Source organism: Aeromonas cavernicola (assembly GCF_002795305.1).
GTDB lineage: Bacteria > Pseudomonadota > Gammaproteobacteria > Enterobacterales > Aeromonadaceae > Aeromonas > Aeromonas cavernicola.
In genome coordinates, this window is the sequence record NZ_PGGC01000079.1 from 14,655 (window position 1) to 41,069 (window position 26,415).

At 56.1% G+C, this 26,415-nt stretch carries 25 protein-coding genes; 11 read left to right on the plus strand and 14 right to left on the minus strand.

Features of this window, described 5'->3' with window-relative positions:
- Nucleotides 1–69: 69 nt before the first annotated feature.
- Together CUC53_RS08960 and CUC53_RS08965 are read left to right on the plus strand one after the other, a co-directional pair.
- On the plus strand, nucleotides 70–525 hold the full coding sequence (locus tag CUC53_RS08960) for a DNA polymerase III subunit chi (RefSeq protein WP_100293834.1): 456 nt from the start codon (nucleotides 70–72) through the stop codon (nucleotides 523–525).
- A 64-nt stretch (nucleotides 526–589) separates the two neighbouring features.
- Nucleotides 590–3,454, plus strand: a complete 2,865-nt coding sequence (locus CUC53_RS08965) for a valine--tRNA ligase (protein WP_100293835.1) — start codon at nucleotides 590–592, stop codon at nucleotides 3,452–3,454.
- Between the two features lie 137 nt (nucleotides 3,455–3,591).
- Here the strand turns inward: CUC53_RS08965 and CUC53_RS08970 are convergent, their stop codons facing one another.
- The 5 genes from CUC53_RS08970 to leuA all read right to left on the minus strand — a co-directional run bounded on the left by CUC53_RS08970 (nucleotide 3,592) and on the right by leuA (nucleotide 9,327).
- Nucleotides 3,592–4,527 carry a hypothetical protein gene (locus CUC53_RS08970; protein ID WP_100293836.1) on the minus strand — a complete coding sequence of 312 codons (936 nt, stop codon included), beginning with the start codon at nucleotides 4,525–4,527 and terminating at the stop codon, nucleotides 3,592–3,594.
- A 113-nt stretch (nucleotides 4,528–4,640) separates the two neighbouring features.
- Complete coding sequence (gene leuD / locus CUC53_RS08975) at nucleotides 4,641–5,240, minus strand: 3-isopropylmalate dehydratase small subunit (RefSeq protein WP_100293837.1); 600 nt, start codon at nucleotides 5,238–5,240, stop codon at nucleotides 4,641–4,643.
- Between the two features lie 12 nt (nucleotides 5,241–5,252).
- Complete coding sequence (gene leuC / locus CUC53_RS08980; RefSeq protein WP_100293838.1) at nucleotides 5,253–6,650, minus strand: 3-isopropylmalate dehydratase large subunit; 1,398 nt, start codon at nucleotides 6,648–6,650, stop codon at nucleotides 5,253–5,255.
- Between the two features lie 32 nt (nucleotides 6,651–6,682).
- Nucleotides 6,683–7,768: a 3-isopropylmalate dehydrogenase gene (gene leuB / locus CUC53_RS08985; protein ID WP_100293839.1), complete on the minus strand. Its 1,086-nt coding sequence runs from the start codon at nucleotides 7,766–7,768 to the stop codon at nucleotides 6,683–6,685.
- Nucleotides 7,765–9,327 carry a 2-isopropylmalate synthase gene (gene leuA, locus CUC53_RS08990; RefSeq protein WP_100293840.1) on the minus strand — a complete coding sequence of 521 codons (1,563 nt, stop codon included), beginning with the start codon at nucleotides 9,325–9,327 and terminating at the stop codon, nucleotides 7,765–7,767. Before leuA ends, leuB begins: the two co-directional genes overlap by 4 nt.
- Nucleotides 9,328–9,732: 405 nt before the next feature.
- On the opposite strand from leuA, the gene CUC53_RS08995 reads away from it, so the two are divergent.
- The gene (locus CUC53_RS08995; RefSeq protein ID WP_100293841.1) at nucleotides 9,733–10,356 is read left to right on the plus strand and encodes a TetR/AcrR family transcriptional regulator; all 624 of its coding nucleotides are present in this window, start codon (nucleotides 9,733–9,735) and stop codon (nucleotides 10,354–10,356) included.
- Between the two features lie 84 nt (nucleotides 10,357–10,440).
- Here CUC53_RS08995 and CUC53_RS09000 read toward each other — a convergent pair whose 3' ends face one another.
- Nucleotides 10,441–10,896, minus strand: coding sequence for an RNA methyltransferase (locus CUC53_RS09000; RefSeq protein WP_100293842.1), 456 nt, complete (start codon nucleotides 10,894–10,896; stop codon nucleotides 10,441–10,443).
- A 259-nt stretch (nucleotides 10,897–11,155) separates the two neighbouring features.
- On the opposite strand from CUC53_RS09000, the gene CUC53_RS09005 reads away from it, so the two are divergent.
- Nucleotides 11,156–12,532: an endonuclease/exonuclease/phosphatase family protein gene (locus tag CUC53_RS09005; RefSeq protein ID WP_100293843.1), complete on the plus strand. Its 1,377-nt coding sequence runs from the start codon at nucleotides 11,156–11,158 to the stop codon at nucleotides 12,530–12,532.
- A 254-nt stretch (nucleotides 12,533–12,786) separates the two neighbouring features.
- On the plus strand, nucleotides 12,787–13,362 hold the full coding sequence (gene hutZ, locus CUC53_RS09010; protein ID WP_100293844.1) for a heme utilization protein HutZ: 576 nt from the start codon (nucleotides 12,787–12,789) through the stop codon (nucleotides 13,360–13,362).
- 208 nt (nucleotides 13,363–13,570) lie between these two features.
- Here the strand turns inward: hutZ and CUC53_RS09020 are convergent, their stop codons facing one another.
- From CUC53_RS09020 to CUC53_RS09040, 5 genes are all read right to left on the minus strand, one after another.
- Nucleotides 13,571–13,798, minus strand: coding sequence for a hypothetical protein (locus CUC53_RS09020; protein ID WP_100293846.1), 228 nt, complete (start codon nucleotides 13,796–13,798; stop codon nucleotides 13,571–13,573).
- Between the two features lie 4 nt (nucleotides 13,799–13,802).
- On the minus strand, nucleotides 13,803–14,264 hold the full coding sequence (locus tag CUC53_RS09025) for a chemotaxis protein CheX (RefSeq protein ID WP_100293847.1): 462 nt from the start codon (nucleotides 14,262–14,264) through the stop codon (nucleotides 13,803–13,805).
- Entirely contained in the window at nucleotides 14,254–14,712 is a 459-nt protein-coding gene (gene zur / locus CUC53_RS09030) for a zinc uptake transcriptional repressor Zur (RefSeq protein ID WP_100293860.1), read from the minus strand. The genes CUC53_RS09025 and zur overlap by 11 nt, the downstream gene beginning before the upstream one ends.
- Nucleotides 14,713–15,078: 366 nt before the next feature.
- On the minus strand, nucleotides 15,079–15,993 hold the full coding sequence (locus CUC53_RS09035; RefSeq protein ID WP_100293848.1) for an SAM hydrolase/SAM-dependent halogenase family protein: 915 nt from the start codon (nucleotides 15,991–15,993) through the stop codon (nucleotides 15,079–15,081).
- Nucleotides 15,994–16,183: 190 nt separating this feature from the next.
- Entirely contained in the window at nucleotides 16,184–17,566 is a 1,383-nt protein-coding gene (locus tag CUC53_RS09040) for an aminotransferase-like domain-containing protein (RefSeq protein ID WP_100293849.1), read from the minus strand.
- A gap of 117 nt (nucleotides 17,567–17,683) precedes the next feature.
- Here CUC53_RS09040 and CUC53_RS09045 point away from each other — a divergent pair, with 117 nt between their 5' ends.
- From CUC53_RS09045 to CUC53_RS09055, 3 genes are all read left to right on the plus strand, one after another.
- The gene (locus CUC53_RS09045) at nucleotides 17,684–18,280 is read left to right on the plus strand and encodes a LysE family translocator (RefSeq protein ID WP_100293850.1); all 597 of its coding nucleotides are present in this window, start codon (nucleotides 17,684–17,686) and stop codon (nucleotides 18,278–18,280) included.
- Between the two features lie 127 nt (nucleotides 18,281–18,407).
- Nucleotides 18,408–18,998, plus strand: a complete 591-nt coding sequence (locus CUC53_RS09050; protein ID WP_100293851.1) for a LysE family translocator — start codon at nucleotides 18,408–18,410, stop codon at nucleotides 18,996–18,998.
- Nucleotides 18,999–19,457: 459 nt separating this feature from the next.
- A complete protein-coding gene (locus CUC53_RS09055; protein ID WP_100293861.1) occupies nucleotides 19,458–20,069 on the plus strand; it encodes a tetratricopeptide repeat protein in 612 nt (203 codons plus the stop codon).
- Between the two features lie 98 nt (nucleotides 20,070–20,167).
- Here CUC53_RS09055 and hmpA read toward each other — a convergent pair whose 3' ends face one another.
- Nucleotides 20,168–21,361 carry an NO-inducible flavohemoprotein gene (gene hmpA / locus CUC53_RS09060; protein WP_100293852.1) on the minus strand — a complete coding sequence of 398 codons (1,194 nt, stop codon included), beginning with the start codon at nucleotides 21,359–21,361 and terminating at the stop codon, nucleotides 20,168–20,170.
- A gap of 110 nt (nucleotides 21,362–21,471) precedes the next feature.
- Here hmpA and CUC53_RS09065 point away from each other — a divergent pair, with 110 nt between their 5' ends.
- Both CUC53_RS09065 and CUC53_RS09070 read left to right on the plus strand, forming a co-directional pair.
- Nucleotides 21,472–21,939 (plus strand): Rrf2 family transcriptional regulator, encoded by a 468-nt coding sequence (locus tag CUC53_RS09065; protein WP_100293853.1) that lies wholly within the window; start codon nucleotides 21,472–21,474, stop codon nucleotides 21,937–21,939.
- Nucleotides 21,940–22,117: 178 nt separating this feature from the next.
- Nucleotides 22,118–23,476, plus strand: a complete 1,359-nt coding sequence (locus tag CUC53_RS09070) for an NCS2 family permease (RefSeq protein ID WP_100293854.1) — start codon at nucleotides 22,118–22,120, stop codon at nucleotides 23,474–23,476.
- Nucleotides 23,477–23,814: 338 nt separating this feature from the next.
- Here CUC53_RS09070 and CUC53_RS09075 read toward each other — a convergent pair whose 3' ends face one another.
- On the minus strand, nucleotides 23,815–24,039 hold the full coding sequence (locus CUC53_RS09075; RefSeq protein ID WP_157798237.1) for an alternative ribosome-rescue factor A: 225 nt from the start codon (nucleotides 24,037–24,039) through the stop codon (nucleotides 23,815–23,817).
- A gap of 163 nt (nucleotides 24,040–24,202) precedes the next feature.
- The gene (gene zntR, locus CUC53_RS09080) at nucleotides 24,203–24,637 is read right to left on the minus strand and encodes a Zn(2+)-responsive transcriptional regulator (protein WP_100293856.1); all 435 of its coding nucleotides are present in this window, start codon (nucleotides 24,635–24,637) and stop codon (nucleotides 24,203–24,205) included.
- Nucleotides 24,638–25,057: 420 nt separating this feature from the next.
- Between zntR and purH the strand changes: the two genes are divergently transcribed.
- Nucleotides 25,058–26,415, plus strand: a 1,358-nt coding sequence (gene purH, locus CUC53_RS09085) for a bifunctional phosphoribosylaminoimidazolecarboxamide formyltransferase/IMP cyclohydrolase (RefSeq protein WP_100293857.1), incomplete at its 3' end; no start/stop codon positions are given.

A 26,415-nucleotide genomic window follows, 5' to 3' on the forward strand; every position in this document is an offset into this window, starting at 1 on the left:
CGGGCCGCCACTGCCCCATCAGCTCAACAAGACAGTCACCCCATCGTTACCACAAACAGGATCAATTCGATGAGCCACGTCACTTTTTACCTCATGAGTGAACCAGATGACCCACAGGCTGGTGCTGTCGAGCGGCTAGCCTGCCAACTGGCGGCTGATTCATGGGGCGCAGGCCATCTCTACCTGTTGTGTGAGGATGAAGCTCAAGCTCTGCGCCTTGACGAGCTGTTATGGCAATTACCGCCGGATCGCTTCGTGCCGCACCAGCTACAAGGGGAAAGCGGTCAGGCACCAGTGGAGATTGGCTATCAACCGCCGACACGGCGCTATGCCCGTCTCATCAATCTGACCAAGCAGACGCCTTTGTTTGCAGGACACTTCCCTCAAGTGGTAGATTTCGTCCCCACTGATGAAACACAAAAGCAGCAAGCCCGCGAGCGCTACAAGCACTATCGCCAGGCAGGCCATACCCTCGAAATGAGGGATCAGCCCGTCCTTGCCGCACCGGATCCGGCGCAGCCATGACTGCAACCAATTGATCCAGAAAGAATCAACACCAGACTCCATCCATCCAGATTACGGCGAAACCATGGAAAAGACTTTTAATCACAACGCCATCGAACAGGCGCTCTATCAGCACTGGGAAGCCCAGGGTTACTTCAAGCCTCACGGCGACACCAGCAAAGACTCCTTCTGCATCATGATCCCGCCGCCGAATGTCACCGGCAGCCTGCACATGGGGCACGCCTTCCAGCAGACCCTTATGGACACCCTTATCCGCTACCACCGCATGCAGGGCAAGAACACCCTGTGGCAAGCAGGGACCGACCACGCCGGTATCGCCACCCAGATGGTGGTAGAGCGCAAGATCGCCGCAGAAGAGGGCAAGACCCGTCACGACTACGGCCGTGATGCCTTCATCGACAAGATCTGGCAGTGGAAGGAAGAGTCTGGCGGCACCATCACCCGCCAGATGCGCCGTCTGGGCGACTCGGTGGATTGGGAGCGTGAGCGCTTCACCATGGATGAGGGTCTCTCCGCCGCCGTGCAGGAAGTGTTCGTCCGTCTCTACGAAGATGGCTTGATGTACCGCGGCAAGCGGCTGGTGAACTGGGATCCGAAACTCAACACCGCCATCTCCGATCTGGAAGTGGAAAACCGCGAGATCAAGGGCCACATGTGGCACCTTCGTTATCCACTGGCCAACGGTGCCAAGACCGCCGAAGGCAAGGATTACCTGATCGTCGCCACCACCCGTCCGGAGACCATGCTGGGCGATACCGCCGTGGCCGTGAACCCGGAAGACCCGCGCTACCAGGCGCTGATCGGCCAGCACATCCTGCTGCCGCTGGTGAACCGTCTGATCCCCATCGTTGCCGACGAACACGCCGACATGCAGAAGGGCACCGGTTGCGTGAAGATCACCCCGGCCCACGACTTCAACGATAACGAAGTGGGCAAGCGCCACAGCCTGCCGATGATCAACATCTTCACCCTGGACGCCTTTGTCCGTGCCGAGGCCGAAGTAGTCGACAGCAACGGCAACCCGAGCACCGCCTATGACGCCGCCCTGCCGGCCGAGTTCGCTGGTCTGGAGCGCTTCGCCGCCCGCAAAGCCATTGTGGCCAAGCTGGATGAGCTGGGCCTGCTGGCCGAGATCAAGGATCACGTACTGCAACAACCCTACGGCGATCGCGGTGGTGTGCCCATCGAGCCGATGCTGACCGACCAGTGGTACGTGCGCGTGGCGCCGATGGCCAAGACCGCCATCGAAGCGGTGGAAGATGGCCGCATCCAGTTCGTGCCCAAGCAGTACGAAAACATGTACTTCTCTTGGATGCGCGACATTCAGGACTGGTGTGTCTCCCGTCAGCTGTGGTGGGGTCACCGCATCCCGGCATGGTATGACGAGGCCGGCAATGTCTACGTTGGCCGTGACGAGGCGGAAGTGCGTGCCAAGCACAGCATTCCGGCCGTGACCGTACTGCGTCAGGACGAAGACGTGCTCGATACTTGGTTCAGCTCCGCCCTGTGGACTTTCTCCACCTTGGGCTGGCCGAACAACACCGAAGCGCTCAAAACCTTCCACCCGACCGACGTGCTGATGAGCGGCTTCGACATCATCTTCTTCTGGATTGCCCGGATGATCATGATGACCATGCACTTCATCAAAGACGAAAACGGCCAGCCGCAAGTCCCGTTCAAAACCGTCTACATCACTGGCCTTATCCGTGACGAAGAGGGCCAGAAAATGTCCAAGTCCAAGGGCAACGTGCTGGACCCGCTCGACATGATCGACGGCATCTCGCTGGACGATCTGCTGGAGAAGCGCACCGGCAACATGATGCAGCCGCAGATGGCCGAGAAGATCGGTAAGCGTACCGCCAAGCAGTTCCCGGAAGGGATCGAGGCACACGGCACCGACGCCCTGCGCTTCACCCTGGCAGCGCTGGCCTCTACCGGACGTGACATCAACTGGGATATGAAGCGGCTGGACGGCTACAACAACTTCTGCAACAAGTTGTGGAACGCCTCCCGCTATGTGCTGATGAACACCGAAGATCAGGATTGTGGCTTCTCGTCGCAAGGTAAGGGCGGCGAGATGCAGTTCAGTCTGGCGGATCGCTGGATCCAGTCCCAGCTGCAAGTGGCCATCCGTGACTTCCGTACCGCGCTCGATACCTACCGCTTCGATATCGCCGCAGGCGTGTTGTACGAGTTTATCTGGAACCAGTTCTGTGACTGGTATCTGGAGCTGACCAAGCCGGTGCTGACCAAGGGTTCCGAGGCCGAGCAGCGCGCAGCCCGCCACACCCTCGTCAGTGTCCTTGAAGCCCTGCTGCGTCTAGCGCACCCGATCATCCCGTTCATCACCGAGACCATCTGGAAATCGGTCGCTCCGCTGGCTGGCGTGCACGCCGACACCATCATGCTGCAGGCATTCCCGGAGTTCGACGCCGCCAAGGTGGACGAAGCCGCGATGGCGGATAGTGAGTGGGTGAAAGAGTTCATCGTCAGCATCCGCAACATCCGCGCCGAGATGAACGTGGCGCCGAGCGTGCCGCTCAACGTGCTGCTCCAGTGCGATGCCAAAGATACCCAGCGCGCCAATGACAACGAGGCCTTCCTCAAGTCGCTGGCCCGTCTGGACTCCATCCGCGTGCTGGCGGATGGTGAAACCGCCCCGCTGTCAGTGAAGAAGCTGATCGGTAGCTCAGAGCTACTGATCCCGATGGCCGGTCTCATCGACAAGGACGCCGAACTGGCCCGTCTGGCCAAAGAGGTGGCCCGTCTGGTGGGTGAGTGCGGTCGCATCGAAGGCAAACTTGGCAACGACGCCTTCGTCGCCAAGGCGCCGGAAGCGGTCATCGCCAAAGAGCGCGAAAAGCTGGACGATTACCGTCTCCAGCTGACCAAGCTGGAAGCTCAGCAGGCCGAGATCGCCGCGCTGTAAGCCACTGCGCCCGTCATCAGCCGCGTTAAGCGGTGCAACGAACATGCCCCACCTTGGTGGGGCATGTTGTTAGACGCTAGATAGCGGGTGTAAGCGATCCCCTATCGCAAGGTTTCCATTGCACTCTGCCAATCCCCTCACCCCTTCGGTACGTTGACGGCCTCGGTACTCACTTGCTGGCTGTCGATCAACATTTTGCTGGCGGGAGCTATCTGGCCAACGGGCAACAGGGCTGGGCCGGTAGGCTCTAGCAGCACATAGCGCTCACCGCCATGGGCGAGGGTCGCCTCCCCAGGTTGAGCAGGCAGCGCCACCCCAAGTAGGGCATGACCCGGCACAATCACGATCGCTTGTTTTAGGGTTGGAAACAGCTGAGCAAGCATGGCCGCCATCAGGGTCACCTTGCTGTCGCAATCCCCCCGATTTTGCGCTAACACCTGACGCGGCGTGAGAAACCCTTTGCCGAGTCGTCCACCCAAGCTATCCAAGGTGAGGTAAGGGATGCTCTGCACAAAGGTGAGCATATGTGCCACCGTTTTCTGGCGAGTCTCTGTTTCATGCGCCCCCTCCTGCTTTAACTGACTGGCGAGCGGGGCTAGCTCAGCGCGGCTCTCTAAGGCGATGCGCACATGATCTTGCTTGATGGCTAACTGACCATCTGGGGGGGTAAAATAGTGGAAATAGTGGGATTGCAGCCACGCGGCTTCCTCTTTTTTACGTTCCGACACCAGCCACGCCATGGCTTTCTGAGCCTGCTCTGCTTGACGGCTTTTCAGTTGCACGTCAAGGCTTGGGCGAGACAACAAAAATTGCACGTTGGGATGCGCTTGGCGCGCCGACGTTAGCAGCGCTTGCACCACATCTTCCTTCATTCTGGCGGGACGAAAAGCGACCAAGGGCGGAATGCTCCCTTTTTCCAAGCGATAGGTGAGTGTCAGCGGCTTGCCTTCATGGTCTTGCCAGCCGACTTGATACTCACCGTCATTGAGCTGGTTGAAGTAAGTCTGGGCGGCACTGGCCGGTAGCACAGTCAGCAGGCTCCCCAGTAGAGCGATGACCTTGGCAATTTTCATCATCCTTTCCTCTTATTGTGGCCCGCTCGCCTGCGCCCCGATGGCCAGCTCTGGAACGAAAAACAGGGAGCAATTGCTCCCTGTTAATTCTACCCATCTTTTGGCCAGAGGCCCTAGATCCAGCTTGGCTGGTTGGCTTCAAAGGCGCTGATGGCCGCTTCATGCTGTAGGGTGAGGCCGATGGCATCGAGCCCATTGAGCAAGCAATAGCGGCGAAACTCGTCGATTTCAAAACCAAAGCAGAGGGTGCCTGCCCGCACCTGATTTGCCTCCAGATCGACCTCGATCTGTTGGCCCGGATTGGCAGCCACCAGCTGGAACAGCGCCTCGACCTCAGCATCCTTCAGGCGAACCGGTACCATGCCGTTGTTGATGGCGTTACCGTAGAAAATATCGGCAAAACTTGGCGCGATGATGGTTTTAAAACCGTAATCGGCCAGCGCCCACGGCGCATGTTCACGGCTTGAACCGCAACCGAAGTTCTCACGGGCCAGCAGAATAGTAGCCCCCACATAGCGCGGCTGATTGAGCACAAACTCAGGGTTGGGCTGTTGCCCTTCATCATCCAAGAAGCGCCAGTCGTGGAACAGGTGCTTGCCAAATCCAATCCGGTTGACCTTCTGCAAGAACTGCTTGGGGATGATGGCATCCGTATCGACGTTGGCGCTGTCGAGGGGCACGACGATCCCTTTGTGTTGCTTGAAACCTGTCATAGTGATTCCCTCTTACAGTGAACGAATGTCGGCAAAACGACCGCTGACCGCAGCGGCGGCGGCCATCGCGGGGCTAACCAAATGGGTACGCCCAGCACGACCTTGGCGCCCTTCAAAGTTACGGTTACTGGTGGAGGCGCAGCGCTCCCCCGGTTGTAGCCGATCGTTGTTCATGGCCAAGCACATGGAGCAGCCGGGTAGACGCCACTCAAAGCCTGCCTCGATGAATATTTTGTCCAGCCCCTCGGCTTCGGCCTGCGCCTTCACCTGCTCGGAGCCCGGCACTACCAACGCCTGTACCCCCGCCGCGACTTTACGGCCACGGGCAATGGCAGCAGCAGCACGCAGATCCTCGATCCGGCTATTGGTGCATGAACCGATAAACACCTTGTCGATGGTGACATCAGAGAGCTTCTGACCTGGCTCCAGCCCCATGTAGGCGAGCGCTTTACGGGCCGATTGCTGCTCCATCAAGTCACTGAACGAGTCAGGCTCTGGAATCGGCTCATTGACCGCAATCACCTGCCCTGGGTTGGTGCCCCAGGTGACTTGTGGCGCGACATCAGCGGCGTTGAGTACCACTTGTGCATCGAAATGAGCGCCTTCGTCGCTCTTAAGGCTGTGCCAGTAAGCAATAGCCTGCTCCAGCGCCTCACCTTTGGGGGCGAACTCTTTACCACGAATGTAATCGATGGTGGTCTGATCGGGAGCAATCATCCCCGCTTTGGCACCGAGCTCGATGGCCATGTTACAGACCGTCATCCGCCCTTCCATCGACAGGCTCTGGATGGCCTCTCCGGCAAACTCCACCACATAGCCGGTGCCGCCAGCGTGGCCCACCTTGCCAATAATGGCCAACACCACATCCTTGGCGCTGATCCCCTCGGCCAGCTTGCCGTTGACCAAAATGCGCATGGTCTTGGCGCGGCCCTGCTTCAGGGTCTGAGTCGCCATGACATGTTCCACCTCGGAGGTGCCGATGCCGAAGGCGAGTGATCCGAAGGCACCATGGGTGGCGGTGTGCGAGTCACCACAGACGATGGTGGCCCCCGGCAGGGTAATGCCGAGCTCAGGCCCCATGACGTGGACGATGCCCTGATAGCGGTGGTTGAGATCGTAGAGGCGCACCCCGAACTCTTTACAGTTGGCAGCCAGTGTCTCCATCTGGATGCGAGCCATCTCACCAGAGGCCGCGATGTCCTTGGTGGTGGTGGAGACGTTGTGATCCATGGTGGCCCACGTCAGGTCGGGGCGCCGCAGCTGGCGCTTCATGGCACGCAGACCATCAAAGGCCTGTGGGCTGGTCACTTCATGCACCAAGTGACGGTCGATATAAATAAGCGGCGTTTCGCCGTCCACTTCGCGCACCACATGGGCATCGAAGACTTTCTGATAAAGGGTTTTAGCCATTGCTCTGGGTTCCTTGTTATCTATTGCGTGGCTCAGATCCGGGCGGCGATCTGGTTGCCGATGTCCGCCGTGCTCTGTACCGGATGCTGGGCATTAGCCTGATGCAGGTCAGCGGTGAAGTAACCCTCTGCCAACGTCTGGGCCACCGCTTGCTCAATGGCCTGAGCGGCCGCTTCTTGGCCTAGGCTATAGCGCAACATCAAGGCAGCGGAGAGGATCTGGGCGATCGGGTTAGCAATCCCTTTGCCGGCGATATCGGGGGCTGAGCCACCAGCGGGCTCGAACAGACCGAAACCTGACTCATTGAGGCTGGCAGAAGGGAGCAGTCCCATCGAGCCGGTGATCATGGCGCACTCATCCGAGAGAATATCGCCAAACAGGTTGGAGCAGAGCAGCACGTCGAATTGGGACGGGTCTTTGATGAGCTGCATCGCGGCGTTGTCGATGTACATATGGTTAAGCGCGACATCGGGGTAAGACTTGGCCACCTGACTCACGACCTCACGCCACAAAATCGAGGAGGCCAACACATTGGCTTTGTCGATGGAGGTCACCTTGGCTCTGCGCACTCGGGCAGATTCAAAGGCGATCTTGGCGATCCGCTCGATCTCAAAACGGTGGTATACCTCGGTATCGTATGCCTTTTCGGTTGCCCCTTCCCCCTCACGACCTTTGGGCTGTCCAAAATAAATACCGCCGGTCAGCTCGCGCACACAAGCGATATCAAAGCCGCGATCTGAAATATCGGCCCGCAGCGGCGAAAACGATTCAAGGCCGGTGTAAAGCCGGGCTGGACGCAAGTTGCAGAACAGTTTGAAGTGCGCACGCAGGGGCAGCAAGGCACCGCGTTCTGGCTGATCGTTGGGAGGTAAGTGCTCCCACTTAGGGCCACCCACTGAGCCAAACAACACAGCGTTGGCCGCCTCACAGCCAGCAATGGTGCTAGCTGGCAACGGCGTGCCGTGATTGTCGATGGCGATGCCACCCACGTCGTGGTGCTGATAATCAAAGGTGAAACCAAACTTGGCCTGTACTTTTGCCAACACCTTGATGGCTTCTGCCATCACTTCCGGGCCAATGCCATCTCCCGGCAATACTGCGATCCGATAACTGCTCATAGTGTCTCCGTCTTGATTGTGTGATTGCGTTCCAGCTGTTCGGCGACTTGGTCGGCGCGCCAGATACTATTGATGACATGCAGCAACGCATGGGCTGAGGATTCGATGATATCGGTGGCCAGCCCCATGCCGTGGAATTTACGGCCTTTGTACTCGGCGACAATGTCTACCTGACCGAGGGCATCTTCCCCTTCCCCTTTGCTCTTGAGCGCATACTTAGCGACCCGGATGTCGTAACCGGTGATGCGGTTGATACATTGATAGACCGCATCGACAGGGCCATTGCCGGTGGCAGCTTCGCACACCAGATCTTGCCCTACCCGTAATTTCACGGAGGCGGTGGCCAGTACTGAGCTGCCACTTTGCACCCCCAGATACTCGAGCTTGAAATGCTCTGGCTCTTCGTGGATCTGGCTAAAGAAGGCGAGCGCTTCGAGATCGTAATCGAACACCTGGCCTTTTTTGTCAGCCAAGGTCAAAAACTTTTCATAGAGATCGTCGAGCTCATAACTGCTTTCGGCATATCCCATCTGTTCCATCCGGTGTTTGATCACGTGGCGGCCAGAGCGAGAGGTCATGTTAAGGCTGTTTTGGGTTAAACCGATGCTCTCGGGGGTGATAATTTCATACGTGTTTTTTGCCTTGAGCACCCCATCCTGATGAATGCCGGAGCTGTGAGAGAAGGCATTAGCCCCGACAATCGCCTTGTTCGGCTGCACCAGCATGTTGCAAATCTGGCTAACCAAGGTACTGGTGCGGTGAATTTCACTGTGGCGAATGTTGGTATGTAGCCCGAGCAGATCTGCGCGGGTTTTGAGGATCATTGCGACCTCTTCCAGCGAGCAGTTACCGGCCCGCTCACCGATGCCATTGAGGGTACACTCGATCTGGCGAGCCCCCATTTGCACCGCGCCGATGGAGTTCGCCACCGACAGGCCCAAATCGTCGTGACAGTGCACCGAAATAATCGCTTTGTCGATGTTCGGCACCCGATTGAACAGGGTCTGGATGATACCGGAAAACTCGGTCGGCACCGTGTAGCCCACGGTATCAGGAATATTGATAGTACGTGCCCCCGCCTTGATGGCGGATTCCACCATCCGACACAGGTTATCGATCGGCGTGCGGCCTGCATCTTCGCAAGAGAACTCGACATCATCGGTATAACGCAGCGCATACTTGATGGCACTGACGCCCATCTCCAGCACATCCTCGAAGCTTTTTTTCAGCTTGCTCTCCACATGAATCGAGGAGGTGGAAATAAAGGTGTGAATCCGAAACGCCTCCGCCACCCGCAACGCTTCTCCCGCCGCATCAATATCTTTTGGCAAGGCGCGCGCTAAGGCGCAGACGCGGCTGTTTTTAATGTGGCGAGCGATGGTTTGCACCGACTGAAAATCGCCCGGAGAAGAGACCGGGAAGCCAACCTCCATCACGTCGACACCGAGTCGCTCTAAGGCTTGCGCGATTTGCAGCTTCTCTTTGACGGTCAAGCTAGCCGCGAGTGCCTGCTCACCATCGCGCAGGGTTGTGTCGAATATGATGACACGATCTGACATGTGATTTACCTCTTCCTATGTGCGGTGACGTGCTACCTGCGGTGACATAAAAAAACCCGTGCGGGGTGCACGGGTTTTTGTAAATTCCGGCTGTGCGTTAGCCCGGCTACAAAGATCCCGCGCGAATGAACGCGTGTAGGGATAGCAGTAGTAGCGGGGTAACAATATACATGAGCCGTCAATCCTATGGTCAATGACCTGCTACCAATATCGAGATTTCTAGGCTGTGTCAACCGCAAGCGGCAGCGGTCAGCGCTCGGTTTATTTAATCGAATTGTAAAGGACTGCAAATTTTCTTGTTTCATATTCGGTTCATCGCCGATTATCCGGTCATTCCTGCTGTGCTTCCTGCCTCGCACAATCAGATCCACTTATCCGCATAGACTGAATTTTCTGAGGTGTTTCATGGAAAAACGTAGACCAGGCCGTCCGGTCGGACGTTCTGATATTCGTGATCGATTACTGGCTGCTGCGCGTGACCGCTTTCTTAGTATGCCCTATAGCAAGGTCACCACCCGCGAAATTGCAGAGCTAGCTGGCTCTAATCTGGCGATGATCCACTATTACTTTGGCAGTAAAGAGGGGCTCTATAAGGCGGTGCTAGGTCATGTTGCTGAACCGCTGGAACACGCTTGGCAAGATGAGCATTGTGGCCATAGCCTAAATGAGCTGCTCAATACCTACTATCAGGTGATGGCGCCCAACAGTGAGCTGACCTCCGCTATCTCCAATGCGTTAGCCAACGAAAAGAGCCCCGGCCGAGATTTTGTGCTAAATCGCCTGTTAGAGCGCCAACTTCCGCAGTTTGATGCCTTGTTGGAAACCATGAAATCCAATGGGGAGTTAGGCGAACACATGGACCCTGACATGCTGAAGGTCTCTTTTTTGAGCATGATGTGGCAACCGTTCGTGATGAAAGATCTCTATGAGCAGGTCTTCGGCTTGACCGTCGACGAGGCGTTTATGACCCGTCTGGCGGCCCATAACTGCCGCTTGATGGAGAATGGGCTGCGCAGTAGCGTCATCTGATTGACATAACGCCCCACCCTATCAGGGCAGCTTGGCTGCCCTGATAGGTTTCCTCACCGCCCCCTTCGCGGTTTCCCAGTTTGTTCAGCGGCCCGCCATCATCCGCTTAGCCAACCGATCGTAGAGGATCACATTGACCGAGGCAGCCAGATTCATACAACCTTGGGTGGGGACATAGACCACCTCTTGCACCTTGGCATACTGCTTAGGCTTGAGGGTGCCATCTTCTGGGCCGAAGATATAAAAAGCTCGCTCAGGATGGATGAACTCAGGCAGTGGGGTGGCCCCCGCGATTAAATCCACCAGCACAGGCGTGCAATCAGCAGGCATGAATGCCAGCAGATCATCGACACCTAGCAAGGGGATCTGGGTGATCATCTGGTGAGTATCGGTGGCAAAACGGCGCGCTAACTCGAATCGGTTGCCCGTGTAGTACACCTCACTGGCGCCATAACAACCTGCCGCCCGCATGACACTGCCAACATTCTCTGGCGACTTAGGATTGACCAATCCGATGGCGCAGTAACCTGACTCGTTCATCTCATTCTCCTCTGTGGCGAGGCATTATAACGATCGTGCACTGGTGCGCTATGGGCCACTCGGCAGACATGGCCAACCGACATCGCCCCCGCAATCCCATGCCACCAGGCAGGTAATGGTGGATGCAGGCAGTTGCCGCTCTCGCTCTTGTGAATCCTCTCACAATTTCCAGTGCCCCACCCCATTGAGTAACATCTACTCTCTATAATGGCGGCGCCAGATATTAAGGCGTAACCTGTTGATAAAGCGGAAAATAAAAATGAAATCAATCAGCAAAATGCTGCTCGCTACTGCCATTTCCCTTGGCATGATGGCAGGCTGTAATAATGACAATGGCCCCAAGGTGCTCGATCCCATGGTACGTTTTGCCACCTTTAACCTCTCGTTTGATCGCAGTGCGGCAGGCATGCTCAGTGACGAATTGGCACTCAACCGTCAAGCACAAGATCAGCTGTTAGCCCGCTACCAATCTGGGGATGCCAGCTTGACGCCTGCCGAGCAAACCAAAGCCAAGAATGTGCAGCAGATCCGCAATGTGGCGGAAATTATCCAGCGAACTCGGCCAGATGTGTTCGTGCTCAACGAGTTCGACAACGACGGTAAAGGGGAGAGTACCACCGATCTACAAGCCTTCAACGATCACTATTTGGCCCACGCCCAGCACAGTGACGTCACGGCTATCAGCTATCCAGTGCTGCAAAGCTTTGCCACCAATACCGGCCTGATGAGTGGCTATGACCTCAATCTGGACGGCAGCACCAACCGTGGTCCTGACGATGCGTGGGGCTTTGGTAACTACCACGGTCAATACGCCTTCGCGGTGCTGTCGAAATTCCCCATTGATACTCAGCAAATCCGCACCTTCCAGCACTTCAAGTGGCACCAGATGCCGGGGGAGCAGAACCCGATTATCGATGACTGCAACAACCCAAGAGCGCCGATCCCAGCCAATCGCCAATGTGGCGACCCGTGGTATGACGATGCGGTATGGCAGCAATATCCGCTCTCGTCGAAAAATCATGTGGATGTACCGGTGCGGATCAATACCGCTGGCGGCGAGCAGGTGATCCATTTTCTGATTTCACACCCAACACCGCCGATTTTCGCTAACGCTGCACGTCACACCGTCAAGCACAACCGCGCCGAAGTCGCTTTCTGGCACGATTATATTCGAGGGCTCGACTACATGACCGATGACAAGGGCAGTCAAGGCGGGCTGGCACGCAACGCTAAGTTCATCATCGCTGGCGACCTCAATGCCGACCCCCTGACCGGTGATGGCGATCTGACCGCCATTCAGGCGGTGCTCAATAGCCCATTAGTCAATCAGACCATCACCAATGGCACGCTGATCCCCGTCAGCGAAGGTGGCCCTGAGTGCCTGCGCAACGCCACCGAATGCCGCCGTAACAATAACCGCCCAAGCCCAGAGCGGATCACCAACAGCAGTGCCCTGCAGCTCGATTATGTGATCCCCTCCGCCAACCTAGCAGTGCTCGACAGTGGCATCTTCTGGCCTGCCAGCTTCGAGCCTGGTTATCATTTGGTCTATGCCACAGTGGATGGCAAGCCGGATGTGGCCAAGGGGGTCAGTTCGGACCACCGATTGGTGTGGGTCGATCTGAAGCTCGACTAACTCAGCGCACTGCCGCAGTGAACAACGGGGCGCCCAGTGTGGCGCCCCGTTATCTATTACCTTGAGGATTACCTTGAGAGGGAACAACCGTGACGACCGCTGCACACCAGGCCTGCCACCACAGGTGACCACCAGAGATGACGATGGAGAACAGGGGCAACCTAGGGTACCGTTGAGATAAAATCCATTTGGGTCGCACTATCGGTGCGATAGCCAGCCACATCAAGCCACCTATCTCAAGAGGAAGTCGACGCATGAGCGAGTATCAGGAGCGGCAATCGAGCCGTTTGCAAGCAGAAATTGACGACTTTCGCGATCGTTGCCGAACCTTGCAGCTGGCCACGGTCGACCACGCTGGCTGTCCTAATGCCAGTTATGCCCCCTTTGTGCTGTTAGAAGATGGTTATTACGTCCTGATCTCAGAGCTCGCTCGCCATGGGCGGAACTTGCAGCTGGTGCCGAAGGTGTCCCTGATGCTGATCGAAGATGAAGGCTCAGCCCGCCAGCTATTTGCCCGCCAACGCCTGACGTTCGATGCACAAGCACACTGGGTTGCGCGAGATAGTGAACGCGGGGCCAAGGCGATCGAGGCACTCGAAGAGCGCTTTGGAGAAATAGTGTTAGGACTCGCTCAGCTGCAAGATTTTGTGCTGTATTGCCTCACCCCCGAGCAAGGGTTGTTCGTCAAAGGCTTTGGCCAAGCATTTTGCGTCTCCGGCGATCAATTACTCGGCCCAGTTCAGTTGATCACAGGACATCAAGCTATCGGGCCCGCCCCAACCAAAGGTGCTACCAAGCGGGCTCCTCCTGATCCTGCAACTAAGCACTGATGCGACTTAGCTCGCCAGCTCTGCTGAGCTGGCAATGCCAAGGGCTAGGGCTAGGGCTAGGGCTAGGGCTAGGGCTAGGGCTAGGAAAGCATGACCTGAGATGGTATGGCAGCCAGGTGGGATGGGCTGATCGTGAGCTGATGTGGATTGCAACGTCGGTTGGTCAATGGCACCGAGCCACTTATGTAGCAAGGCTTGGCCTGCTATATCATTGATCTAATATCGCCGCCGGTTTACCCGCTAGGCCATACCAATGCGCCTCTATGCGTCCGACATGCCATTGCAGCGTCGCCCAAGGCCGGTTGGCTTGCCAGCGGGGGATATTAATCAGCACCCGGTTCTGCTGGTACTGGTAGAGCGAGGTGCTGATCTGGATATCTGACAGCATCAGCAACAAGGCCCAGCTAATAAAGAACCATTTCAGTGCCCACCACATAGGATCACTCGAAGCAGATTTCGATGGTCGCGCGACCGTATTCTGACTCAAAAGGCATCATGATTTTGGTGCCGTCAGCACCATGGGTAATGGTATGGCTGGGGCCTGAGACAATAATCGGGGTCGCCATCCCAAACTCATAGCCCTTCTCATCCAGCATCCGCTTCGCGCCACCGGCGACCATGTTGGTGATCTCCCCCACCATGTCAGTCACATCCTCATTGATGGTGGTGGCGGTTTCACCCAACATCCGGCGCATTATTTCCAGTGCCAGCCCTTTTTCGAAGCTTATCGAGAGTGAGCCACGATGCTGCGGGCCGACCATACCAATCAAGCCAGACACATCACCGCGAGCCACTTCGTCAACCTTTCGTTTTGGCGTGCCGGGTTTCAGCTCCAGCTGCGCCATGGTTGAGATCACGTTGAGCAGGGAGATCAGAAACGGATTAATGAAATCAGCCTTCATGTTGTTCTCCTAAGGTGGATGTGCAATGTGCACACTGGCCATGGGCTTCTAAGGTCTTATTGGTAATCGTAAAGCCGTACTGCAAAGCCTGTTTAGTAAATGCGTGATCAATCGCCATATCATTTAGCTCAACCACATCACCGCAGCGATCGCAAATTAATAGCTGCATTGGGTGGGCATGGTCAAAGTGACAACAAATAATAAAAGCGTTGAGAGATTCCACTTTATGTGCAAAACCCTGTTCAAGCAAAAAATCAAGGGCTCGGTAAACCGTCGGTGGTTTGGCATGCGCTTCGGTTTGTTGCAATTGTGCCAATAAATCGTAGGCACTGATCGCATTACCATGAGCGGCCAGCAGGCGAAACACCTGACGTCGAGTGGGAGTGAAACGGCTGCCACGTTGTCCACAAATTCGTTCTGCTTGTTGTAAAAGTTGTTCTTGCTTCATCATCGCCCAAATACCCCCCCTTAATTAGGCGAATATTATCATAGGGGGTGGCATGGCTCGGCGACAAACTTCATTTGCTGGTGCGCGCATATTCGGTGACCTTATATCGATACGGCACTGTTATTGTTGCTGGTTCATGACTGACACCATATCGGCACGCCGCGTTATTGCGTGACATATCGTTTTCGCAGCGTATCTAAGATCGCCAAGATGGGCACAGCGGATTACGCCACTCATGCCCAAATCCTATCTTTTACCGCTGGATTAATACGTCCTGTCGGCCGACACCAGTAGGGTAAGGTGCAGGCTGACACGGCTCAGTGACCATTGCCGCTTATTACCATCGGCAGGGTGTTTGTTGAACACTTAGGTCGCGTTACACTTCTTCAGACTGACATGCCAGTTGGCACCAGAGGAAACCTGATGCTGCGCAGCAAAACTCTCCATATTCAGCGCGATAGAGACTTGTAACAAGCTGTTGAGGTAGACCAGTGGCTGCCCTTCTGCAACATCGCCAAAGCTACTGACGTAAGGAGCTTTGCCCTCATATTTCACCACAGCCCCTTCACGGATCTTGATGCAGGCGGTATCGCCTTTATTAATCCCCGCTTTGCTGAGCAGCACGTCGTCGATGTTGGTCCAGACATTACCGTACTGCACGTCAAGAATAGGGATGGTGCCTTTGAGGGTGCCATCAGCTTCTGCTACCGCAGGTTGATAGGGAACTTGCACGACGTTTGCGGCAAGCAAGGGGCCGACTTGTTCATAGCTGATGGAGCCGGAGGCGAGCCGTGCACCGGTATATGCGTAAACATCACGGCCATGGAAGGTATAAGACTTCTCAGACCCTTTGAGGCGATTGGTTTGTTCGTCAATCTTGCGCACCGCCTCAATGCCAAAATGCTCGGCCACCAGCGTCAGGGTGCCGTTATCCGGCGAGACAATGTAGTGGCCGCTCTTGGTCTTGAGCACCACCGATTGGCGATCTGTGCCGACACCGGGATCGACCACGCTTACAAAGACCGTGCCTTTGGGCCAGTAATTGAGGGTCTGATAAAGGCGATAGGCCCCTTCCCAGATGTTATAAGCTGGGATTTCATGGGTCAGGTCATAGAGGGGTAGAGTGCGGTCTACACCAAATGCAACCCCCTTCATCGCGGAGACAGCCCCGTCTTTGAGACCAAAATCGGTTTGGAATACCAGTGCTTGATTAGCAGAGGCGATGCCACTGGTCAGCAGCAGCGCCAGCGCGACGGCCTGGGGAACACGGCGAAAATCCATCTTTTCTCTCCTATCTATTACAGCCATTTAGATGGCTAGAATGCCATTCAACGCTGACTTTGCAATCTTTATCTGCGGGCTAAATAGAGGAAATCCTTTATGTTCAGTTTGTTAGTAATGCCACCTATGGTTATCACACACAGTGTGGGCTCGCTTAACCAATGGGTATCTTGGCTGACATGATCGCTAGCTAGAGCAGTGGATTAGTCGGCAAGCTGCCTCGCAGCAGCTGCGCCAGCCGGCTCAACCCCTCGGCAACACGCTGGTCGCTGGCGGGTTGACTCAGGCTCAAACGCACGCCTTGAACTGCTGCAAACTGGCCAGCTGCAAAGTGCTCACCACTGGCTACCCCGACCTCAAGCGCATCTGCAGCATCGGCAAACTCTTGGCTGCGCCAAGGTTCTGGTAGTGGGAGCCATGCGTGCATGGAGCCAATCTGCCAGCGGGCTTCTGGCAGTAAGTGGCGCAACAGCTCGCCACGGCCGGTTAAAATTCGCCGTTGCTGTTCCACTAGGTGCATGATGTGGCGCTCACTGACGAGCTTGCATGCCAGCTCAATTAAGATGGGGCTGACCATCCAGCTTGATAGCCGCATGGCTTGGGCAAAAGCATTGCGCAACGCTGGCGGGGTGAGCACAAAACCAACCCGCAGCCCGCCACAGGCTATCTTGGCCAAACTGCCCAGATAGATAACCCGCTCAGGCGCCAAATTAACCAGCGGTATCATGGGATCCTGCGGTAAGAGGCCATTAACATCATCCTCGATGATCCATAGATCATGGCGACGAGCTATCGCTACAATGGCGTGGCGCCGTTCCAAGCTCATGGTTGCGGTGGTGGGATTTTGCAAAGTAGGGGTCAAATAGAGCAATTTGGCACGCCGTGTGCGGCAAGTGGCGTCGAGCGCATCAGGCACGATCCCCTCGTCATCCAATGCTACTCCGACCACCTGATTTTTTAGCTGGCGCGCCGTCCCCAACATCCCCGGATAGCTGAGCCCTTCACACAGTAGCGTCTCCCCCACACACCCCGTCGCAACCAAGGCCAACATAATGCCGTGCTGAGCACCATGACTGAACATCAAGCACTCTTCACTGCCGTTAACCCCTTGATCCGCTAGCCAGTTGATAAACAACTGGCGCTGGCCTGATTTGCCCGCCTCATTGTCATAGCCGAGCAGGCTATTGAGCTCCCCATTGGCTATCTCTGCCAGCATGGGCCGGATGATCGCGGCTCGATCCAGCGGGACGGGCAGGTTTTGCCATAACTCGATGCGGGTCCCTTCCTGCTCGTCTTTGCGGATCACCCAGCCATTGACAGGGTCATCTTGTGCCCCCTTGACCCAAGTACCGCGCCCCACCCGAGCAGCCAGTAATCCGCGTCGCTCTGCTTCACTATAAGCCCGAGTGATTGTACCGACCGTGACGCCTAAGCGATCAGCTAACGCTCGGTGGGTGGGCAAACGGGTTTGGGGAGGGAGTTCCCCCTCATGAATGGCCTGCTCGATGGCCTTAACCAGTTTCAGATAGAGGGGGCCACTGAAGGCAGTGAGGTCTGGGGTCCAGATTGTCATGGTGACAATAAATCCATTGATCGAAGTTTATCGGCAATATAGCGTGGATTTCAGCCCATCAACAACCACAATCAGCACATTGTATCGATACAATATGTGCACTGTAAGGAGTTCAATATGACGTTTGAGTGGTATGCCACCCTGTTTGGTTTTGCCTTGCTCACCTGTGGCACACCAGGCCCCAACAATTTGATGCTCACTGCGTCTGGCGCCAACTTCGGCGTACGCCGTACCCTGCCTCATCTGGTCGGGGTAGCATTAGGACAACCGGTGTTGCAGCTGGTGCTGGCGCTGGGGCTTTATCCCCTGTTTGAGCGCTGGCCCCTGCTACGGCTCGGGCTGCAGATCTTTGGTAGCCTCTATCTGCTATGGCTAGCGTGGCGAATTGCTATCGCTGGGGCCCCTAGCGATCCTGCGCGGCGGGCTCGTCCATTGACCTTGCTAGAAGGGCTGGCATTTCAGTTTATTAACCCCAAGGCGTGGATGATGGGGATCTCTGCCATCAGTCTCTTCAGTCTGCCCGGCACCAGCTATTGGCCGAGTTTGCGGGGCATTATGCTGACATTCCCACTCGCCGGTTTTCCGATCTGCTTTGTGTGGGTGCTATTTGGTTACCAATTAAGTCGTTGGATCAACACCGATCGCGGCTGGCACCGATTTAATGGCTCCCTTGGCCTGTTAACCGCGCTGTGTGTGGTGATGCTGTGGTACTAACATTGGGGAGAGTTTGGATAGTTATGCAAAAAATACGAATTTCCTGACTTGTGATAAGGGCGAGGACTCTGCATATTGGCACCCTTGGTCAGCGTGGCTGACGTGTTCTATCACGCAAGAGGTTGAGATGGATCTGAATTGGTTGCTGCCTTTAGCAGGTTTCGCCCTGATCACCTGCGGTACGCCGGGGCCCAACAATATGTTGCTCACCAGTGCGGGCGCGGCGCAGGGCTTTCGCCGTACCCTTCCTTTATTGGTCGGGGTGGTGGGGGGGATCAATCTGATGATCTTGGCCACTGCACTCGGGTTGGGGGTCGTGTTTGAAAAAATCCCCCTGCTGCATCAGGGCCTTAAGCTTATCGGCTCCGCCTACTTACTGTGGCTTGCGTGGAAAGTGGCAACCGCCAGTGGCCCTGCCGACGGTAATCGGCCACTGATCCCCGCACATCAAGGGGCTATGTTACAACTGCTCAATCCGAAGGCCTGGATGATGGCGATCTCGGCGATCAGCGGTTTCACCTTGGCGGGCGATACTTATTGGCCTTCTGCCAGTTGGGTGTTGGGGGTCTTTTTTATCACCGGCCTCTACACGGGGGCTTTTTGGGTGCTTTTTGGTGCTCAAGTTCGCCGCCTCATCCGCACCGCCAGTGGCTGGCGCCGCTTTAACCTTGGCATGGGGCTCGCAACAGCAGCCTGCGTATTGATGATCTGGCTTTAGGTGCTGCAGCTGGCTAGTGGGTAACTTTTATGACAACGAGTGGCCTTGATGGCAACGAGCGCAGGCAACGCTACTGATTAAGCGCAGGAGTGAGTGCAAGCGCAAAAAACGGCCTCCCCCAGCGCCACATTGCTCACCACGGTGGTCAGTGAAAGAGATCGCAGCATTAAGGGGATGAAAGATGGCGCCGATAACAGAGGGCAGCAGGAGATCTTTATCATGAAAACCTTGATCCTTATTATCTTTGCCTCATTCACCCCTGTGCTTTATGGCGCCGACGCTGCCTCAGCAGCCGCGCCTAGTCCAGCCGTGACCACCAGTCAGCCAGCCACTATCAGTACGCTGCTCCCCCCTGCCGCTAGCGGGGCGACCCCGCCCTCTTTTTCGGCCGTGGCAAGCAAGCCATCTGATGCCGCTGGAGCACCGCCACCAGCGGCAGCTATCCCTTTGGTTGCACCAGTGACGAAAGATAAGCCAACAACATCGTCTCCTCCCCCCAGCACCCCGCTGGCAGCAGGTGATTTGCAGGCTGTGCCGCTCTATCGCCAAGACGATCTCCTCAATTGGATTGAGAAAGGGCGTCATCTTAAGCAGCTCACGCGAGATCGCTGCCAACTAGTGCAAGATATTGAAGCACGCGCCTCGGTGATGAAGGTGCCTGCTTACCAGTTTCTCTGGGGCGACATGTTGTCTTGGGGGGTCTGCACCAAGGCTAATCCCGAGCTCGGGGTGCAATATTTGTGGGATGCGGCGAATCAGGGCTTAGCACCCGCCTTAGAACAGCTCGGTCGCTACTACTGGAAAGGCACCTTGGTACAACAGGATTTGGCGCAAGCTGAAACCCTGATGCGCGAATCCGCTAACTTAGGCTTCTTACGAGCGCAGATCCAATGGGTTGAGATGCTGCTACAGGGCATGGGCAGCCCACTCGATTATGAAGATGCCTACCGCTGGTTACATCAATCAGTCATTGGGGATCAAGCCATGCATCAGCAAGCAACCCGCCTGTTGAGCCAATTAGCGGATCGTATGCCTGCTGCGGTGGTGACTCGCGCCAAGTCGATGCGTTGATCAACAAAATGGCCCATGGCAGTTACGCCATGGGCCCGGGTCTAGCCGCCGTGCCGTGACAGGCCAGTCCCTCATCTTGTTATAGGGTGTTTCCTCGCTTACAGATCTTGATGCGGCCCAAAAACTTCATAATGGAGCTGCTCGGTAGGGATACCCGCTTGTAGGAGCTGCTGTTTTATCCCCTGCATAAAACCCAGCGGTCCACAAAAGTAGTAGTGGGCTTTGGGGTCAATCCGCTCGCTAACAGCGGCGAGCGTCATGGTGCCGCTGAAGTCATAATCCTGCCCTTGTTGATCCCCTGCGGCGGGCACGCGATACCAAACTCGGCTGACGAGTCGTGGATGCTGACGGCACTTGGCGGCGATATCCTCTTTGAACGCATGTAAGGCGCCATGCTCACAGGCATGCAGCCACGTCAGATCAGCATCGCTCGGCTCGGCGAGCCGCTGATTGAGCATACTCAGCATGGGAGTGAGGCCAACCCCCGCCGAGATCAATACCACTGGGGTGTGGCGGTCGGTTTGCAGATAGAAATCCCCCGTCGGCGGCATCACCGCGATGTGATCACCAACCTGCACGTGATCATGCAGCAGGTTAGAGACTTGCCCCTGCGTTTCACGTTTGACACTAATGCGATAGTCACGGCCATTGGGGGCATCCGACAGGGAATATTGGCGGATCTCCTGATACTCAAGGGTCGGATGGGTCAACTTAATACTGAGGTACTGCCCCGGCTGATAAGCCAGTACCGGCTGGCCATCGCTGGGGGTCAGCACGAACGAGGTAATCAGCTCACTCTCGGCTCGCTTCTCCTGGATGGTAAACAAGCGAGTGCCTTGCCATCCTCCCGCTTGGCGGGCCTTTTCTTGATAGATTTCGCTTTCTCGACCAATGAAGATAGTAGCCAGCACGCCATAGGCTTTAGCCCAAGCCTCCAGCACCTCGTCAGTGACGGCACTTCCACCGAGCTCTTTGAGCGTCGCAAGCAGATGACTACCTACTATGTGATATTGTTCTGGCTGGATCAGGAATCCGGTATGCTTGTGCGCAATCCGCTCCACCGCGCCAGTCAGTGCGCCCAAGTTGTCGATATTCTTCGCGTAAGCCGCGACTGCATTGAACAGCGCTAAAGGCTGACCACCACTACGTTGGTGCGCGAGGTTGAAAATATCTTTCAGCTCAGGGTTGTGGCTGAACATCCGCTGATAGAAGTGCTGGGTTAACGCTGGACCAGCGGATTCCAGCAAAGGGATAGTACTTTTGATGACGGCAATGGTGGTTTGATCTAGCATTGGGAGCCTCACTTAATTGAACATTTCAAATACCACTTAATAAGTGACATCCTAAATGCTTATTTTATTTGATGCAATCATCCATTTTTACGCGACACGATACCGCCACTATGAAACTAACTAGCTATACCGACTTTGGCTTGCGAGCGTTGATCTATTTAGCCACTTTGCCGGAGGGCGAACTCTCTAGCGTGGCCAAGGTCTCCGCCATGTATGACGTCTCACGCAACCACATGGTGAAAGTAGTGAACCAATTGGTAAAACTGGGGTATCTGCAATCCCAGCGGGGGAAGCATGGCGGTATCCGCCTCGCCTGCGCGCCAGCAACCATCAATATCGGCCAGGTGATCCGAGGGTTAGAAGGGAACCTCGATGGGATTGATTGTCATGCCCCAACCTGCCATATCGTCTCAGTCTGTCTGCTAAAAGGGGCGCTAAAACAGGCAATGGCGGCATTTTTAACGGTGATGGATGGCTATACCTTGCAAGACTTGCTGGCTAATCGTAGCGAGTTACAGCAGGTGTTTGGTGCGGTGATCCCCACCCTGTCACTCGAGCCAGATGAGCAAGACTGCTAAGCCGATGTTAAACGGAAGTGACCAACTGTCAGATCGCGGGTATTGAGCCAGTGCCGAACGACGTCAAATCGCAGTTTTATCAAGAGGAAGGTGGTTTTTCGCTGCCTTTTCCACAAATTTTTGCTATTTTGCGCGCCACTTAACGCAAACGATTTCCCTCACACTTTCAGGATTAGTCATGGCACAGCAAGATACGGCCGCTCCCTCGACGCAACGCGGCTTTTTGGACGCTTATTTTTCCATTTCTGCCCGCGGTAGTAGCGTACGCCAAGAGCTGGTCGCGGGGTTGACCACCTTTCTGGCGATGGTCTACAGCATCATAGTCGTGCCCAACATGTTGGGAGCTGCCGGCTTTGAGCAAGGCCCAGTGTTTGTTGCCACCTGCTTGATCGCCGCCTTTGGCTCGCTGCTGATGGGGCTATGGGCTCGCTTGCCGATGGCTATCGGTTGCGCCATCTCCCTGACCGCGTTTACCGCCTTCAGCTTGGTGCTGGGTCAGGGGCTGAGTATTCCGGTCGCGCTAGGCGCTATTTTCCTGATGGGGATCTTGTTCACCCTGATCAGTGTGACTGGGGTGCGTCAGTGGATTTTAGATAACCTGCCCTCCGGCATTGCCCACGGCACCGGTATTGGCATCGGCCTGTTCCTGCTGCTGATCGCCACCAACGGGGTAGGAATGGTGATCAAGAATGACGGGGCTGGGCTACCGGTCCAGCTCGGTGAAGTCACCGCCTTTCCTGTCATCATGACCGTATTGGGACTCGCAGCCATCTTCGGTCTGGAGCGGCGCAAAGTACCCGGCGGCATCTTAATGGTGATTATCGCCATCTCGATCCTTGGCCTTATCTTCGATCCGAAGGTGACCTGGCAAGGCTTCTTCGCCATGCCAAGCCTGACTGGCGAGAAAGGCTCGCTGGTCGGTAGCATGGATCTGCTGGGCGCCCTCAATCCGGTAGTACTGCCCACCGTACTGGCACTGGTGATGACGGCGGTGTTTGATGCCACCGGCACCATCCGCGCCGTGGCAGGTCAAGCGGGCCTGATCAACGAGCGTGGTCACATCATCAGCGGCGGCAAGGCCCTCACTGCCGACTCCGTCAGTAGCCTGGTGGCTGGTGCCGTCGGTGGCGCCCCAGCGGCTGTCTACATCGAATCCGCTGCGGGCACCGCCGCCGGAGGCAAAACTGGCTTAACCGCAGTGTTGGTTGGCGTGCTGTTTCTGTTGATGATCTTCCTCTCACCACTGAGCTATCTGGTACCGGCTTACGCCACCGCACCGGCCCTGATGTACGTTGGTCTCCTGATGCTAGGCAACGTCACCAAGCTGGACTTTAACGACTCGATCGATGCACTCGCTGGCATGTTATGCGCGGTGTTTATCGTCCTGACCTGCAACATCGTCACCGGCATCATGCTGGGCTTTGTGGCGCTAGTGGTCGGCCGGCTGTTTGCGGCCGAGTGGCGCAAGCTCAACCTCGGCACCGTTATCATCGCCGTTGCACTGGTAACCTTCTACGCCGGCGGCTGGGCAATTTAACCGGCCACCTTCCCCCACCTGTTATGCAGAGTGGGGGAACACCCAATAAAAAAGCACCGTGATGGTTAATGCAAGTCAGTTAAGAGAATTTGAGTCCCAACCCGCGGGGTATAAGGGCTAACGAGTGAGGGAGGCATGATGCCTCCCTCTTTTTATTGCATGCCAGTCAGGGCAAGGGTTGGAGCCAAATTGACTCTTTAATCATGGAGCTACTTTTGATATTCAATATCTCGAATATTTAGTCATAAAAGTGCTTAACTGACTGGCATTACACCGTGATGGTGCTTTTTTATTGGGCCTGTCGCCCGCTAGTGACGACCGCTACGCCAGAAACCCGCTCAGCAGCAGACCATGACCATCCGCTGTTGGCCGGGCTCCCACCGCGTGCCGTGCTTGGCGTGACGCCGATAGCTGCCCTTCCCCTTCTTGCTCGGTTCGACCCGGCTGCGAAACAGCGGATCGCCCAGTAACGCGTGCTGGTGGTTATCGTTAATCACGCCGCGCTGATGGGCATAACTGACCGTGGGGAGTGCTTCCTGACGGGAGGCGAGAGTTGCGGGGATACCCCGTTGTTTAGCCACAGTGGCTCCTTATGATAAAACCTGAATACGGGAGACTGAACGGCACACACAGCCTCACATCAGCCCTTGTATGGGCTAACGCGGCGACGATTGTGGCAGTAAACGCCCAAGGCAACAACCGCCCCCACACTCACCGTAGCCAGAGCTATTCATGGGCATGCTGCTCATGGCGAGCGGGAGTTCCTGACTCTAACACCTCTAAAATCGCACAATGCTCTGCCGAGCGAGGCCCGCCGCAGCAGATGTTGGAAAGCTCGCGCAAATTGTCACGAAAGCGGCTCAGCTCACTTAGTTTTTGCTCCACTTGAGCCAACTTACTGTCAGCCACCGCTTTAACTTCTTGGCAGGTCACCTTGGCTTTATGGGTATCAAGATCGAGTAGCTCACCAATATCGGCCAAGGAAAACCCCACTGACTTGGCACGAATGATGAACTCCAAGCGCCGCTTGTCTTGCTCGCTGTAGAGGCGGTAGCCAGACTCATTACGAACGCTTGGCGCAATCAGGCCATTTTTTTCGTAAAAGCGCAGGGTATCCGCCTTCACCCCACAGACCTTGGCTAATTCTCCAATTCGATACATCCCTTGCCCTCTTACGTACCCAGCCACCCAAGCAGTGGCATTCACTATTACTACTTTACCCGTGCATTACCAGCCAAGAGGGTAAAAGAGATAGATAAAAGCCGTTATCAGGACTTTATTTTGCTGAAAACACTGAAAATACAAACGTTTCGAAAAATCAATCAGAAAACGTTTAACACCTTGTCGGACAAGGCTTTGCCGTTGCAAAAAATTCACCACGCATCTCATTTTTTGTGTAGAATACGCGCCCACAAGAGAGCGCCGTGTCAAACGGGCATTTCTTAAAACACTTTTATCAGCAACAGGCCCGCTGGCGAAGAGTGGTTTGCGAAATCCCCCACTTCCATTTATTTGGGGACTCTCTGTGTTGAGCCTCAGCGCCCATGGAATGGTCCCCGTTATGTTGAGGACGATAGAGTGATGGAACAAGCTCGACCCATTCGCCGTGCACTGCTGAGTGTGTCTGATAAGACTGGCATGTTGGAATTTGCCAAGGCACTCAATGAGCGTGGGGTGGCCCTGCTCTCCACGGGCGGTACCGCCAAGCTGTTGGCGGAGGCGGGCCTACCGGTGACCGAGGTCTCCGACTACACCGGATTCCCCGAGATGATGGACGGTCGGGTTAAAACCCTGCACCCCAAGGTGCATGGTGGCATTTTGGGCCGTCGCGATCAGGACGACGCCATCATGGCCCAGCACGCTATCTCCCCCATCGACATGGTTGTCGTCAACCTCTACCCCTTCGCCGCCACCGTGGCCAAGCCCGATTGCACCCTCGCCGATGCGGTCGAGAACATCGATATTGGCGGCCCGACCATGGTGCGCTCCGCCGCTAAAAACCACAAAGATGTGGCCATCGTGGTCAATGCTGCCGACTACGATCGGGTTATTCGCGAGATGGATAGCAACGGCAACAGCCTGACCTTGGCGACCCGTTTCGATCTGGCCATTGCGGCCTTCGAGCACACCGCCGCCTACGATGGCATGATCGCCAACTACTTTGGCAACATGGTTCCTTCCTACGGTGACAACAAGGAGGGTGACGAGGAGTCCCGCTTCCCGCGCACCTTCAACAGCCAGTTCATCAAGAAACAGGACATGCGCTACGGCGAAAACAGCCATCAGGCTGCCGCCTTCTACGCCGAAGCAGATGCCGCCCCCGGTTCCATCGCCAGCAGCCAACAGCTGCAGGGCAAGGCGCTCTCCTACAACAACATCGCCGATACCGATGCAGCGCTGGAGTGTGTGAAGGAGTTCAGCGAGCCTGCTTGTGTCATCGTTAAACACGCCAATCCCTGTGGCGTCGCTATCGGGGAGACACTGCTCAGCGCTTATGATCGTGCCTACCAGACCGACCCCACCTCGGCCTTCGGCGGCATCATCGCCTTCAACCGGCCGCTTGATGGCGCCACCGCCAAGGCCATCGTCGAGCGTCAGTTTGTTGAGGTGATCATCGCCCCGAGCGTGAGTCAGGAGGCCCGCGACGCGGTCGCTGCCAAGCAGAACGTACGGCTGCTCGAATGCGGTCAATGGACGGCACCGGCGCAAGGATTTGACTTAAAACGCGTCAATGGCGGCCTGCTGGTGCAGGAGCGGGATCTCGGCATGGTGACCCTGGGCGACCTGACGGTGGTCAGCAAGCGCCAGCCAACAGCCGCCGAGCTGCAAGATCTGCTGTTCTGCTGGAAAGTGGCAAAGTTCGTCAAATCCAATGCCATTGTCTACGCCAAAGATGGCCAAACCATCGGCGTCGGCGATGGCCAGATGAGCCGCGTTTA